Source organism: Collinsella sp. TF08-11AT, assembly GCF_003437035.1.
GTDB lineage: Bacteria > Actinomycetota > Coriobacteriia > Coriobacteriales > Coriobacteriaceae > Collinsella.
Map to the genome: position 1 here is coordinate 133114 of NZ_QSRL01000005.1, position 12026 is coordinate 145139.

The window sequence follows — 12026 nt, forward strand, 5'->3', positions numbered from 1 at the left end:
CTCGCGAGACGCCTTCCCTATATCCACCACGACCAATTGGAGGTGACACTATGCCTGCACGCCGTAACCGCAATAGCACGCTCCGATGCGATGCCGATCAGATCGAGCGGGAAGCAAAGCGCTTGGTCGACACGTATTCCGACCTCATCCTTCGATTGTGCTATTCGGCCCTTGGATCCGCTGACGACGCTCAAGACATCTGCCAGGACACGCTGATCAAGATTCTCCAACGCACTCAACCGTTCGACTCGCTCGAACACGAACGTGCTTGGGTGATCCGAGTCGCACTGAACGCATGTCGCGATATCGGCCGTACGCACGCGAATCACCCGGTTGTCGACCTCGATTCGCTCCCCGATTTCTGCGCACCCGTAACACATACCGAGCAAGAATTCGCGCAACGCGACTGCGCCATTCTTTCCGCTGTCACGGCCCTGCCTCAAGCACAGCGCATCGCCATCTTTTTGCACTACTACGCAGGCATGAGCATCAGGGAAATCGCAGACGCCGTTCACGCGACGCCAGCTGCAACCGCCCAGCACCTTAGCCGCGGACGTGCGTCACTTCGGCTTTCCTTGAAAGGAGACCACAATGACTACGAATTCGAATGACTATCGCCACGCCCTGGAGCACATTTCGTTTACCGATAATGCGAAGCAGCACATGGCAAACTCGATTGCTCAGTCCGTCGCCTCGAGCGATGCGGCGACCGCTCAAAGCAACTTTAATGGCACGCGACGCAAGCCGCGCATCGCCCGCCATCCCGTAAGAACAGTCGCTCGCATTGCCGCTGTAACGGCAGTCCTCGCTATCGTCATTGGAGGCGCTGGCACGGCTATGGCAACAGGCGTCCTGCCGCTTCCTTCTGACATGCTTTCCGACATCTTTGACGGACCTGCTTCTCAAACCGAGATCATCGACCGTATTGGCCGGCCCGTCGGTGCTAGCTGCTCCAACAACGGAGTCACCGTGACCGCCGACGCCATCATGGGCGACAAGGATATGGTTACCATCGCCTATACGCTTACGTTCGACGATCCCGCTGCCCTGAAAAAGCTTTCCGAGCCGGGCGAGAACGGAACTATCGCCGGAAGTGTCGATGGAAACGTATACGTTGATGGCGAGCATGGCGGCCAAGGCCAATCATGGCTCATTGACAAGAACCCCAATGACTCCAGCATTCAATACTTTGCACAGTTCAGCGTTGAATCACCCGGCCTTATGGGCAGGACCGTCCGCACGCATATCAACTCTCTCGTTGTGCCACGTGCTGGCAAAGAGCTTCCCGAGTATAAGAAAATACTTACGGGCCCATGGGATCTTAAGTTCCAGCTGAATTACGAAGATACATCCGTTACGATTCCCGCGCCCAAATCGGTCAACTTTAACGGCACCAAGGCGACGATTCAAGAGGCCACCGTATCCTGCGTTGGCGTTTCAGTCCGCTACAACATAGATCGTTCCATCGAACACGACAACAACAGCGGCAAGATGTCTCAAAACATGGAGGAGTCTATGGATGCCGTTGGCAACATACCCCTCATCGTGACGTTCAAAGACGGTCATGTTGAGGACGCAACCAGCCACAGCGGCTATTTCGCAAATAAACTGGATAACGGCACCACTGATGTCCACAAGACCTGGCCGTTCTCGCAAGTTTGTGACACAGACAAGATTGCAAGCGTACAAATTGGCGATACGGTCATTCCCATGAATTCGTAACGCTACGCGGCTCGTATATGCACCCGGTTCCGCACTTCGCGTCTAAAGATGCGCTGTCATCGAGCAGCGTGAGCGCAAGGCCGCCCGTATGGTCGGCTGGGAACACCTCGTTGCGCTAAAAACCACCACGAAGGGGACCGGCACCTTTGTGGTGGTTTTGCTGACTCGTCCGACCTGTCCCAACGGTTTGTCTCAATCTGTAACAGGTAGGGCCCAAATAATCGGTTAGCTGTTACAGATCGAGACAGACCACGGATGCTCAGCCGAAAATCTCAATCTGTAACAGGTAGGAACGATTTTGCCCCTTAGATGTTACAGATTGAGATATTTGACAGCTTGAATCGGCATCGCCTACAGCGCGGCGACGACCTTGTCGCCCATCGTCGTGGTGCCGAGGGTCTTATCTGCCGGAGTGTTGACATCGGCGATGTCACGGGTGCGCCAGCCCTCGTCGAGCACGCGCGCCACGGCGCTCTCGATCCACGCGGCTTGCTCGCCCATGTCGAGCGCGTAGGTCAGCAGCATCGCCACCGACAAGATTTGAGCCAGCGGATTGGCCACGCCGAGCCCCGCGATGTCAGGAGCGCTGCCAGCGCTCGGCCCAAACAGCGATACGCCATCATCCAGCGAGGCAGAGGCAAGCATACCGAGCGATCCGGTAATCTGAGCCGCCTCATCGGACAGGATGTCGCCGAACATGTTCTCCGTCACCACGACGTCAAAGTCTGCCGGTCGACTGATGAGCTGCATGGCGGCGTTGTCGACGAGCAGGTCCTCAAGCTCCACGTCGGAGTACTCCTCGTCTTGCACGCGATGCACGATCTCGCGCCACATGCGGCTCGTCTCCAGCACGTTGCGCTTATCAACGCTCGTCACCTTGCCGCGACGTTTGCGCGCCGCCTCAAATGCCTGGCGCGCAATGCGCTCAATATCGTACTCGCGATACTCCATCACGTCGACCGCACGCTGACCGGCCGCACCCGCAGCGCCCGCGCAGGTCACGGATGCGGGCGCCAAAGTCCCACGGCATGTTGTAGCCCATCGTATCGGGGATGTTCACGACCGTGGCACCGGCCTTTACGGCCGCCTCGATAATGCGCACCAGAAACTCCTGATCGGAGCGGCCGGCATCCTCGGCATAAAACTCAACATCGTCAACGAACTTGCGAGCATGTTTGACGGCATGGATCGCTCACTCAATTGCCCTTTCCTCAGTCATATGGAGCTTGTCGCGCAGGTGACTGGTGCTCACACCCAGCCCTGTATGGATACGGGGCCTCTGGGCCGTTTTGAGCGCCTCTGCAGCCACTTCGATATCCCTGTCGACAGCGCGCGTCAGGCCGCATACCGTGCATCGGTCGCCCGCAATCTTGCCAATCTCCTGTACGGAGCGAAAGTCACCAGGACTCGAGATGGGAAAGCCCGCCTCGATAACGTCCACGTTCATGCGCACCAGCTGGCGGGCGATGAAGAGCTTTTCCTCGGTATTCATGCTGGCGCCCGGCGACTGCTCACCGTCGCACAGGGTGGCGTCAAAGATTGTGATTTTGCGGCTTATATGTTCCTCCTGATTGACCGTTTTATGACAGATGGCTTTCAGGAGAGAGAGAAGGCCTAGAGATAGAAAAATACCCGTGTCGCTCATCACGCCTGAAAGCGGCAGACGATAGCGCACCCGGGTACAACAAATCGTTATAGCGAGATTACAACCCTAGCGCGCTATCCAATCTAGTAGCGCTAGGCCTAGGAGCTGTTGCGTGTTCTTAAACATGTTGGGCTCCCTTCGGCCTCGGGTAGTACTACATCGCGCTAAAGTACAACACAAGTAAAACCACCACAAAGGCGCCTGTCCCCTTCATGTTGGTTTTGCCCCGAGATAGCAAGAGACCCGGTCCTGCACGAGGCAGAACCGGGTCTCTTTAGCAATGCTTGCTTTGCTCAGGCAGTAACTGTTAGTTACTCAGCCAGGAAGTCGCGCTGGATAGCGGGATCGACCTTGACGCCAGGGCCCATGGTGGAAGACACGGAGATGGACTTGACGTACTTGCCCTTAGCAGAAGAGGGCTTGACGCGCAGGATCTCGGTGTACAGGGCAGCGTAGTTCTCGACGAGCTGCTGCTCAGAGAAGGACTTCTTGCCCAGGGGCACGTGGCAGATGCCGTAGCGGTCGGCGCGGTACTCAACGCGGCCAGCCTTGAGCTCGGAGACCATCTTGGCGACGTCCATGGTCACGGTGCCGAGCTTGGGGTTCGGCATGAGGCCACGGGGACCAAGGATCTTACCGATGCGGCCAACCTTGGCCATCATGTTCGGCGTAGCGATAGCGGCGTCGAAGTTGATCTCGCCCTTCTGAATCTGGGCGACAAGCTCGTCGGAACCGATGATGTCGGCGCCGGCAGCCTCAGCCTCGCGGGCCTTCTCGCCCTCGGCGAAGACGGCAACACGAACGGTCTTGCCGGTGCCGTGGGGCAGGGAGATGGAACCACGGATGTTCTGGTCAGCCTTACGAGTATCGATGCCCAGACGGAAGTGGGCCTCGACGGTCTCGTCGAACTTGGCGGTGTCGAGCTCCTTGATGAGCTTGGCAGCCTGAAGGGGGGTGTAGAGCGTGGCGCGGTCGATCTTCTCGGCAGCGGCGTTATAGCTCTTACCATGCTTAGCCATGTGCATTACCTCCTGTGGTTAAACGGGCGTGAGCCCTCCCACATCGTATCGTGTGCCCTATTGCACACATTTAACGGGCGCCCCGGTCGGAGCACCCGTCATTACCTAAAGAAATCGCTACTCAGCGATGGTGACGCCCATGGAGCGGGCGGTACCGGCGATGATCTTCTTGGCGGCGTCAATGTCGTTGGCATTGAGGTCCGGCATCTTGATCTCGGCGATCTTGGTGAGCTGCTCCTGGGAGAGCTGACCAACCTTGTCGGCCTGGGGCTTAGCGGAACCAGACTTGAGGTTCAGCTCCTTCTTGATGAGGTGAGCCGCCGGCGGGGTCTTGGTGATGAAGGAGAAGGACTTGTCCTCGTAGACAGAGATCTCAACGGGGATGATGTCACCCTTCTTGTCCTGCGTCTCGGCGTTAAAGGCCTGGCAGAACTGCATGATGTTCACGCCAGCGGCGCCCAGGGCGGGGCCGACGGGAGGAGCGGGGTTAGCTGCACCAGCAGGAATCTGGAGCTTAATGACGTTGGCAACCTTCTTCTCAGCCATGGTCATTCCTTTCGAATCACGAGTGTGAAGTACTTGCTATATCGTAAGCACGCACGTGTTAGAAGCACTCCTGAGATGAGCAGTCACAGAAGAAGCACGCTCGCGCGAACGGACGAAAACTTAAGCGATGACAGCGACCTGGTTAAAGTCGAGCTCGACCGGCGTCTCGCGGCCAAAGATCATCAGCGTGACCTTGAGCTTGCCAGCCTCGGTGTTAACCTCGGAGACCTTGCCATCAAAGTCGGTAAGCGGGCCATCGGTGACGCGGACGGACGTGCCGACCTGAATATCAACCGAGGTGCGCTTGGGCGAATCGCCCTTACCGGGACGACGAGTCATCTTGTTGTACTCGTCGCGGGAAAGCGGAGCGGGCTTGCCGTTGCCGCCTAGGAAACCGGTGACGCCGGGCGTGTTGCGAACACACGTCCACGCATCGTCATCCATCTCCATGCGAACCAGGACATAACCCGGAAAGATCTTAGAATCCTTGGTCTCGCGCTTGCCACCCTCTTTGATCTCGGTGACGCGCTCCATAGGAATCTCGATATCAAAGATACGGTCCTGCATGCCCATGGTCTCGATACGATGCTCGAGATCGGACTTTACGCGGTTCTCGTATCCGGAGTAAGTGTGAACGACGTACCAACGCTTAGACATGGTTTAGCCCCTCAATCCAGAGAACAGAGCAAGAGCCTCGCCAAAGCCAGCATCGAGCAGAGCGATGACGACGCCGACGACGACCAGAGAAGCGCAAACGACGACCGAGTAGTTCACGAGCTCCTTCTTATCAGGCCACGTGACACGCTTCATCTCGGACTTGACCGAAGCGAAATACTTCTTGGTGCGGGCGAAGAAACCAGGCTTCTCGTTCTTCTTGGACTTCGCAGCCTTCTCGTTCTTCTTGGCAACGGCCTTCTTGGCCTCAACCTTGGAGTTGGCAGCAGCGTTGTTGGCAGGTGCCGGCTGCTGAGCCTTCTTCTTGTTCTTCTTGTTGGCCATTTGGGTTACCTCCGCGCAATGCGCTTATACATGAGTAAACCGTAAGCCCCCAAGTGGGAGCTTACGGAATAATGACTGGCACGCCAGGAAGGACTCGAACCCTCAACACTCGGTTTTGGAGACCGATGCTCTACCAATTGAACTACTGGCGTATGTGACTAGAGACTAGCGAGTCTCTTTGTGCAGCGTGTGGTGACGGCACCAGGGGCAATACTTCTTGATCTCCATACGATCAGGCATGGTCGACTTGTTCTTGGTGGTCGTATAGTTGCGGCGCTTGCACTCAGTGCACGCAAGAGTAACTAGAGTACGCATGTATCCTGAACCTTTCATTTCCGCCCCGTACGGGCACGAGTTGTTACTTTATCAGCTCCACGTAAGTGCTGTCAATGAAAACCTCGAGTCAATTGGTTCTCGGTGGATCCATTCATATTTGGAACACATCAATGAAGCCATCGAGAGCTAATCGACGGTGCATCCAGGACCATTATCGATCCTCTCGACACCAGCAACGGCTCAATATCCATTGCAGAAAAGAACCCGGCACCCATATAAGTGCCGGGTTCTCTAAGTCAGCTATATCAAAGAGCTAATTTACTCAATGATCGTGGAGACGATGCCCGAACCGACGGTGTGGCCACCCTCGCGGATAGCGAAGCGCAGGCCCTCCTCCATGGCGATCGGGTGGATGAGGTCGCCCTCGATGGTGATGTGGTCACCAGGCATAGCCATCTCGGTGCCCTCGGGGAGCTTGACCGTACCGGTAACGTCGGTGGTACGGAAGTAGAACTGAGGACGATAACCATCGAAGAACGGGGTGTGACGGCCGCCCTCCTCCTTGGTCAGAACGTAGATCTCGCCGGTGAACTTGGTGTGCGGGGTAACCGAACCGGGCTTGCAGAGAACCTGGCCGCGCTCGATGTCCTCGCGCTTGATGCCGCGGAGCAGCAGACCGACGTTGTCGCCAGCCTCGCAGAAGTCCATGGACTTACGGAACATCTCGATACCGGTAACGACGGTGTTCTGGGTATCCTTGATGCCGACGATCTCGACGGGCTCGTTGAGCTTGAGCTCACCGCGCTCGACACGGCCGGTAGCAACGGTACCACGGCCGGAGATGGTCATAACGTCCTCAACGGCCATCAGGAACGGGAGGTCGTTGTTACGAGCAGGCGTCGGGATGTACTCGTCGACGGCGTTCATGAGCTCGCGGATAGCGTCCATCCACTTGGCGTCGCCCTCGAGAGCGCCCAGAGCGGAACCACGGATGACGGGGATGTCGTCGCCGGGGAAATCGTACTCGGAGAGGAGCTCACGGGTCTCCATCTCGACGAGGTCGATGAGCTCGTCATCGTCGACCATGTCGCACTTGTTCAGGAAGACGACGATGTAGGGAACGCCGACCTGACGGGCGAGCAGGATGTGCTCGCGGGTCTGAGCCATGGGGCCGTCGGTGGCGGCGATGACCAGGATAGCGCCGTCCATCTGAGCAGCACCGGAGATCATGTTCTTGACGTAGTCAGCGTGGCCCGGGCAGTCAACGTGAGCGTAGTGACGGGCAGCAGTCTCGTACTCGACGTGGGAGACGGAGATCGTAATGCCGCGCTCGCGCTCCTCGGGAGCCTTGTCGATGTTCTCGAACGCAGTGAAGTCAGCCTTGCAGCCCTCGGTCTCGGAGAGAACCTTGGTGATGGCGGCGGTCAGCGTGGTCTTGCCGTGGTCGACGTGACCAATGGTGCCGATGTTAACATGCGGCTTAGTGCGCTCAAACTTCTCTTTGGCCATAAAGCCCTCCTCTAAACAGGTCGTCCCCGGACGGGACTTTGCCTTTATACCATAGTGGCCTCTCAACATACTATTGAGAAGCCACCGTGTTACCTATGGTAGCGGTGACTGGATTCGAACCAGTGACGCCACGGGTATGAACCGTGTGCTCTAACCAACTGAGCTACACCGCCGGATGGAGCCTGCAACCAGACTTGAACTGGTGACCTCTTCGTTACCAACGAAGTGCTCTACCGACTGAGCTATACAGGCACTTGACGGGTGGGAGCTATAGGATTCGAACCTATGTAGGCAGAGCCAACGGGTTTACAGCCCGTCCCCATTAACCACTCGGGCAAACTCCCAATCGTTCAAGTATCCGCAGGTCCTTTGGTCTTTTGGACCGCCGCCCCCGCGAACGAAAAAGATAATACGATGCAACCTTGGGGGCTGTCAACGAAAACCTCTAGATACACGGTGCCGGGCGTATCTATATACCTTTGACCTGCTGTTTTGCCGGGTTTGGATATGAAGGACGCTGAATTTGCATGTAGCGGTGACATTTCCCGAGGGAACACTTTGGCGTAGTGGAGTGAGCCTGCAGAATATTGCTTCGATAACGACTCATTTGCACCTATATATAGGTCGGGATCGGGTTTCCCTGGCTCGACCGAGCGTGGATTTTCTCCCGTTTGAAATCGAGCGTGGATAATCTCCCACTTTTGGCCTGACTTCGAGCCCAAAGTGGGAGATTATCCACGCTCATTCACTAAGCCAGAGTGCTATAAAGCCGCAATCACTCGGGCCAGGACAATGTTGAGCCATAGAGCGGCTCCCCCTTTGTGCGGGGGTAGCGGCTCAAGTAGCACGATGAAAGAAGGTCGAAGAAATACGTTATAGCGTATTTCGAGTAAACGCCGAGTCGATCAATTCCGTTCCCCGCGTTGCCGAGTCGATAGACGCGATCGAAAGATCTCACATTCTCATCACTGCTAAACGCAGTGATGAGAATCTTCCTGCCCGAACGGCAATCAAGATACTCACGCGCCTGCGATGCAAATAGCCCGGAAACCGATACGAGTATTATCAAAGACTGAGAAGCATCCTCGACATTCTTCAATTCCGCGACATTTGCCCCGGCAACTATGCGAACTATTTTGCCTGTATAGAATAGTTCCTGTTGAAACCGTACGAGGTTGGCACTCACATTATTAGTACACCAGATTTCAACGTTTTTGTGCCTCCCTATTTCATCGGCAAGTTGCTTAATAACGACATCTGAAACGCCGCTTTCAACCTCTGCAAACATTTCGATCATGCGCACATCGAGCTCTGCTCTGTACTCCTCATAGCCGAATTCCTCCTCTCGGTGGCTTAAGTCGCTAGGAAAGACTGATTGAGTAAATGACTCTTTCAAATCTCTGAGAGACTGATAACCCAACCGATTGCAGAAACGTCGAACGGCAGAGCGCGTAACGAAAGCGTCGCGAGTTATCGCGACAACATTGATTTCGCTCGAGCGCCTAAGGTGAGCAATGAGATATTGGGCAATGGCAGCGTCGTTAGATCCACACTCGCTGTTGATGATGGAGCTAATGCGATTGAGCACATCAAAGCCATTGATATTCACCTGATCCCTCTTTCCATTCTCCTCAAAATCATGATTCATTTATTGAATCAATCAGCTTCGGTCGTTCTCCTATGATTCAAAACAGTTGACGTCATCTTAATCGTAATTCCGCCACACGTATCCACCGTGTTGAATGATGGAAAGGGGATTCATGGGCAACGTGAACAACATGCCGTTTCTCTGGGGTTCCGCCACGGCGTCTTATCAGTGCGAGGGTGCCTGGAACGAAGACGGCAAAGGCCTTGGCGAGTGGGATTTCTTTAGCCACACAAGCAATAAGAACATCAACCATGTTGACGGTGATGTATCTTGCGACTTCTACCATCGCTATGAAGAAGATATCCGCATGATGAAAGAAGGCGGACAAAACACCTATCGCTTCTCTCTTTCATGGAGTCGAATCATCCCCACGGGTATCGGCGAAGTGAATGAAGAGGGTATCGATTTTTATAATCGGGTCATTGATTGCTGCCTCGAAAATGGCATAGAGCCCAACGTTACGCTGTTCCATTACGATCTGCCATTCACGCTTGCTTGCAAAGGCGGATGGCTGAACAACGACATGGCAGAGTGGTTCTGCAAATACGCCAAGATTTGCTTTGAGCGCTTTGGAGACCGCGTCAAAATCTGGGCTACCGTTAACGAGCCGCATTTCTACAGCTACTGCGTAAACATGTTGGGCAACTATCCCCCCAATCGATCGCTCGACGTTCAGTCGTACATGCAGTTTCAGTACAACCTGATGCGCGCAAGCGCACTCGCAGTCCGAACATATCGTCAAATGGGCTACGACGGCATCATCGGCGCCGTCCACGATGGCGGCGTTGTCGAACTCGACCCGGCAACCGAGCACCCTGATGACGTATTTCGATACGCAGACTTTTTCGCCAATCGCATGATTCTGGCACCAGCGCTTCAGGGTCAACTGCCGCCAGAAATGGACGAAATCCTTGAAAAACTTGGCGTCTCGCTCTATCGATCCCCAAATGACGTAGAAGAATTCAGAGACGGTAAAGTCGATTTTATTGGACTCAACGTGTATTGCCGAGAGTATGTAACCGACTGGCACGGTGGAGAGCTTGCCGTTTCGGCGAACAATAAGGGCGGTTCGAGCAAAAAGGTCGAAGGAAAATGCATTGCGCCCTTGTTTGAAAGCGCCCGCGACAGCAATGTTCCCCGCAATAAATGGGGCCGCGAAATACTCCCAGGTTGCATGTATTCAACCATCATGGATGTCCACGAGCGCTATGACGCGCCCCGCATCTTTATTACGGAAAACGGACATGGCGCCTATGAGCAACCAGACGCAGACGGAATGATCCACGATGATGACCGCATCGAGCTTCTGGGCCAGTTCATCGAGCACATGATGAGGGCCAAGCGCGACGGCGCGCGCGTTGAGGGCTACTACCTCTGGTCGACGATGGATCTGTATAGCTGGATCAACGGCTACGAAAAACGATACGGACTTGTCCATATCGACTTCGAGAACAATCTGGAACGCACCCCCAAAAAGAGCTGGTATTGGTACCGAGACCTTATCTCGAAGTATCAGGAGCAGGAAGGTTAGGAGAAAGAGATGAAATATCAGGCAATGTCCGAAACAGTCCTAAAGGCTGTTGGCGGCAAAGAGAACATTACATCGGTAACTCATTGTGCGACGCGCCTTCGCATCGACGCACGAGACACCTCGATCATCGATCTCCAGCTCGCCAAATCGGCCGATCAGGCGCTCGGGGCAGTAGTCAGCGGTGGCCAGCTTCAGGTGATCATCGGCCCCAACGTCACCGAGGCTTACAACGACTTCCTCGACTTCGCGGGAATCGAAGTCGGCGGTGGCACGGTTGCCGACGATGCCCAAACTGCCAAAGACCTTGCAGAAGGCATTAAAAGCGGTAACACCGCCATGGGCTTGATTGAGAAATTCGGGAACGTCTCTGCACAGGTATTCATGCCCATCGTCCCGGCGCTCATCGTTGGCGGACTCATTCTTTCGATCAAGAATCTCCTGGTCAATTATTGCGGATTGAGCACCGATAGCGGAACCGCCCAGGTCCTGTTGGCGATCTTTAGCGCTTCGTTTAGCTTCTTGCCCGTTTATCTTGGTTATCAGCTCGCAGCCGTCATGAAGATGCAGCCCATCATGGGCGCATTGCTGGGCGCGATCATGATCAGCTCGTCCATTAGCGGTGCTGAGGGTCTCGACTTTCTTGGCATCCCCATCCCGACGAATGACTACTCGAGCACGGTGGTGCCAATCGTACTGGGCGTCGTGTTCATGTACTTCGTCGATCGCGGTCTTCAGAAAATAATCCCCGACGTTACCAAACTGTTCTTGAAGCCACTGCTCACCATGATCATCGTCGTGCCCGTCGAGCTGATTATCCTTGGCCCCGCCGGCAGCATGATGGGCTACGCGCTGAGCGATGCCGTCACGTGGCTTATGGACAACGTGGCATTTATCGCTACTCCGATCCTGGCAGCCCTTAACCCCTATTTCGTCATGCTCGGTCTCGATAAGGCTTACATCGCAATCGAAGTTACGAGCCTGGCGCAGCTCGGTTGGGCACCCATTATCTTTGGATTCATCTCGAACCTCTGCATTGGTGGCACGAGCCTCGCCCTGGCAACTGCCATGAAGGGAAACAAGATCGCGTCGAAAATGTTGGTGTAAGGGTGGCACCCTAGCGCTCGTTTAACG

At 55.3% G+C, this 12026-nt stretch carries 12 protein-coding genes, 4 tRNA genes and 1 pseudogene; 4 read left to right on the plus strand and 13 right to left on the minus strand.

Annotated elements, in window-relative coordinates:
• Positions 1-50 precede the first annotated feature (50 nt).
• Together DXC79_RS05140 and DXC79_RS05145 are read left to right on the plus strand one after the other, a co-directional pair.
• Positions 51-611 carry an RNA polymerase sigma factor gene (locus DXC79_RS05140; RefSeq protein ID WP_117583099.1) on the plus strand — a complete coding sequence of 187 codons (561 nt, stop codon included), beginning with the start codon at positions 51-53 and terminating at the stop codon, positions 609-611.
• Complete coding sequence (locus DXC79_RS05145) at positions 592-1722, plus strand: DUF4179 domain-containing protein (protein ID WP_117635373.1); 1131 nt, start codon at positions 592-594, stop codon at positions 1720-1722. The genes DXC79_RS05140 and DXC79_RS05145 overlap by 20 nt, the downstream gene beginning before the upstream one ends.
• A 351-nt stretch (positions 1723-2073) precedes the next feature.
• Here DXC79_RS05145 and DXC79_RS05150 read toward each other — a convergent pair whose 3' ends face one another.
• The 13 genes and pseudogenes from DXC79_RS05150 to DXC79_RS05210 form a co-directional block, all read right to left on the minus strand.
• Complete coding sequence (locus DXC79_RS05150) at positions 2074-2724, minus strand: isocitrate/isopropylmalate family dehydrogenase (RefSeq protein ID WP_233503006.1); 651 nt, start codon at positions 2722-2724, stop codon at positions 2074-2076.
• A pseudogene (locus tag DXC79_RS05155) lies at positions 2648-3367 on the minus strand (hypothetical protein). Before DXC79_RS05155 ends, DXC79_RS05150 begins: the two are co-directional and overlap by 77 nt.
• A gap of 311 nt (positions 3368-3678) precedes the next feature.
• The gene (gene rplA / locus DXC79_RS05160; RefSeq protein WP_089572518.1) at positions 3679-4386 is read right to left on the minus strand and encodes a 50S ribosomal protein L1; all 708 of its coding nucleotides are present in this window, start codon (positions 4384-4386) and stop codon (positions 3679-3681) included.
• A gap of 117 nt (positions 4387-4503) precedes the next feature.
• On the minus strand, positions 4504-4932 hold the full coding sequence (gene rplK / locus DXC79_RS05165; RefSeq protein ID WP_022093893.1) for a 50S ribosomal protein L11: 429 nt from the start codon (positions 4930-4932) through the stop codon (positions 4504-4506).
• A 120-nt stretch (positions 4933-5052) separates the two neighbouring features.
• Positions 5053-5589: a transcription termination/antitermination protein NusG gene (nusG, locus tag DXC79_RS05170; RefSeq protein ID WP_006234984.1), complete on the minus strand. Its 537-nt coding sequence runs from the start codon at positions 5587-5589 to the stop codon at positions 5053-5055.
• A gap of 3 nt (positions 5590-5592) precedes the next feature.
• Positions 5593-5931 (minus strand): preprotein translocase subunit SecE, encoded by a 339-nt coding sequence (secE, locus tag DXC79_RS05175; RefSeq protein WP_117635375.1) that lies wholly within the window; start codon positions 5929-5931, stop codon positions 5593-5595.
• Positions 5932-6007: 76 nt separating this feature from the next.
• Positions 6008-6083 (minus strand) — tRNA-Trp (locus tag DXC79_RS05180).
• A 13-nt stretch (positions 6084-6096) separates the two neighbouring features.
• On the minus strand, positions 6097-6246 hold the full coding sequence (rpmG, locus tag DXC79_RS05185; protein WP_022093895.1) for a 50S ribosomal protein L33: 150 nt from the start codon (positions 6244-6246) through the stop codon (positions 6097-6099).
• Between the two features lie 279 nt (positions 6247-6525).
• Positions 6526-7716: an elongation factor Tu gene (tuf, locus tag DXC79_RS05190; protein ID WP_117563790.1), complete on the minus strand. Its 1191-nt coding sequence runs from the start codon at positions 7714-7716 to the stop codon at positions 6526-6528.
• A gap of 96 nt (positions 7717-7812) precedes the next feature.
• Positions 7813-7889, minus strand: a tRNA-Met gene (locus tag DXC79_RS05195).
• Positions 7890-7892: 3 nt separating this feature from the next.
• Positions 7893-7968: transfer RNA gene (locus DXC79_RS05200), tRNA-Thr, on the minus strand.
• A 10-nt stretch (positions 7969-7978) separates the two neighbouring features.
• Positions 7979-8060 (minus strand) — tRNA-Tyr (locus DXC79_RS05205).
• A gap of 431 nt (positions 8061-8491) precedes the next feature.
• Positions 8492-9325: a MurR/RpiR family transcriptional regulator gene (locus tag DXC79_RS05210; RefSeq protein ID WP_158550969.1), complete on the minus strand. Its 834-nt coding sequence runs from the start codon at positions 9323-9325 to the stop codon at positions 8492-8494.
• Between the two features lie 151 nt (positions 9326-9476).
• Here DXC79_RS05210 and DXC79_RS05215 point away from each other — a divergent pair, with 151 nt between their 5' ends.
• Entirely contained in the window at positions 9477-10895 is a 1419-nt protein-coding gene (locus tag DXC79_RS05215) for a glycoside hydrolase family 1 protein (RefSeq protein ID WP_117635377.1), read from the plus strand.
• Positions 10896-10904: 9 nt separating this feature from the next.
• A complete protein-coding gene (locus DXC79_RS05220; RefSeq protein ID WP_117635378.1) occupies positions 10905-11999 on the plus strand; it encodes a PTS transporter subunit EIIC in 1095 nt (364 codons plus the stop codon).
• The last annotated feature ends 27 nt before the right edge of the window (positions 12000-12026 follow it).

What these genes read in the sequence shown, in the direction of transcription:
- DXC79_RS05220 (WP_117635378.1), top strand. Translation starts at nt 10,905, where the DNA reads ATGAAATATCAGGCAATGTCCGAAACAGTCCTAAAGGCTGTTGGCGGC.
- nusG (WP_006234984.1), bottom strand. Translation starts at nt 5,589, where the DNA reads ATGTCTAAGCGTTGGTACGTCGTTCACACTTACTCCGGATACGAGAAC.
- DXC79_RS05145 (WP_117635373.1), top strand. Translation starts at nt 592, where the DNA reads ATGACTACGAATTCGAATGACTATCGCCACGCCCTGGAGCACATTTCG.
- rpmG (WP_022093895.1), bottom strand. Translation starts at nt 6,246, where the DNA reads ATGCGTACTCTAGTTACTCTTGCGTGCACTGAGTGCAAGCGCCGCAAC.
- DXC79_RS05215 (WP_117635377.1), top strand. Translation starts at nt 9,477, where the DNA reads ATGGGCAACGTGAACAACATGCCGTTTCTCTGGGGTTCCGCCACGGCG.
- rplK (WP_022093893.1), bottom strand. Translation starts at nt 4,932, where the DNA reads ATGGCTGAGAAGAAGGTTGCCAACGTCATTAAGCTCCAGATTCCTGCT.
- DXC79_RS05140 (WP_117583099.1), top strand. Translation starts at nt 51, where the DNA reads ATGCCTGCACGCCGTAACCGCAATAGCACGCTCCGATGCGATGCCGAT.
- secE (WP_117635375.1), bottom strand. Translation starts at nt 5,931, where the DNA reads ATGGCCAACAAGAAGAACAAGAAGAAGGCTCAGCAGCCGGCACCTGCC.
- rplA (WP_089572518.1), bottom strand. Translation starts at nt 4,386, where the DNA reads ATGGCTAAGCATGGTAAGAGCTATAACGCCGCTGCCGAGAAGATCGAC.
- tuf (WP_117563790.1), bottom strand. Translation starts at nt 7,716, where the DNA reads ATGGCCAAAGAGAAGTTTGAGCGCACTAAGCCGCATGTTAACATCGGC.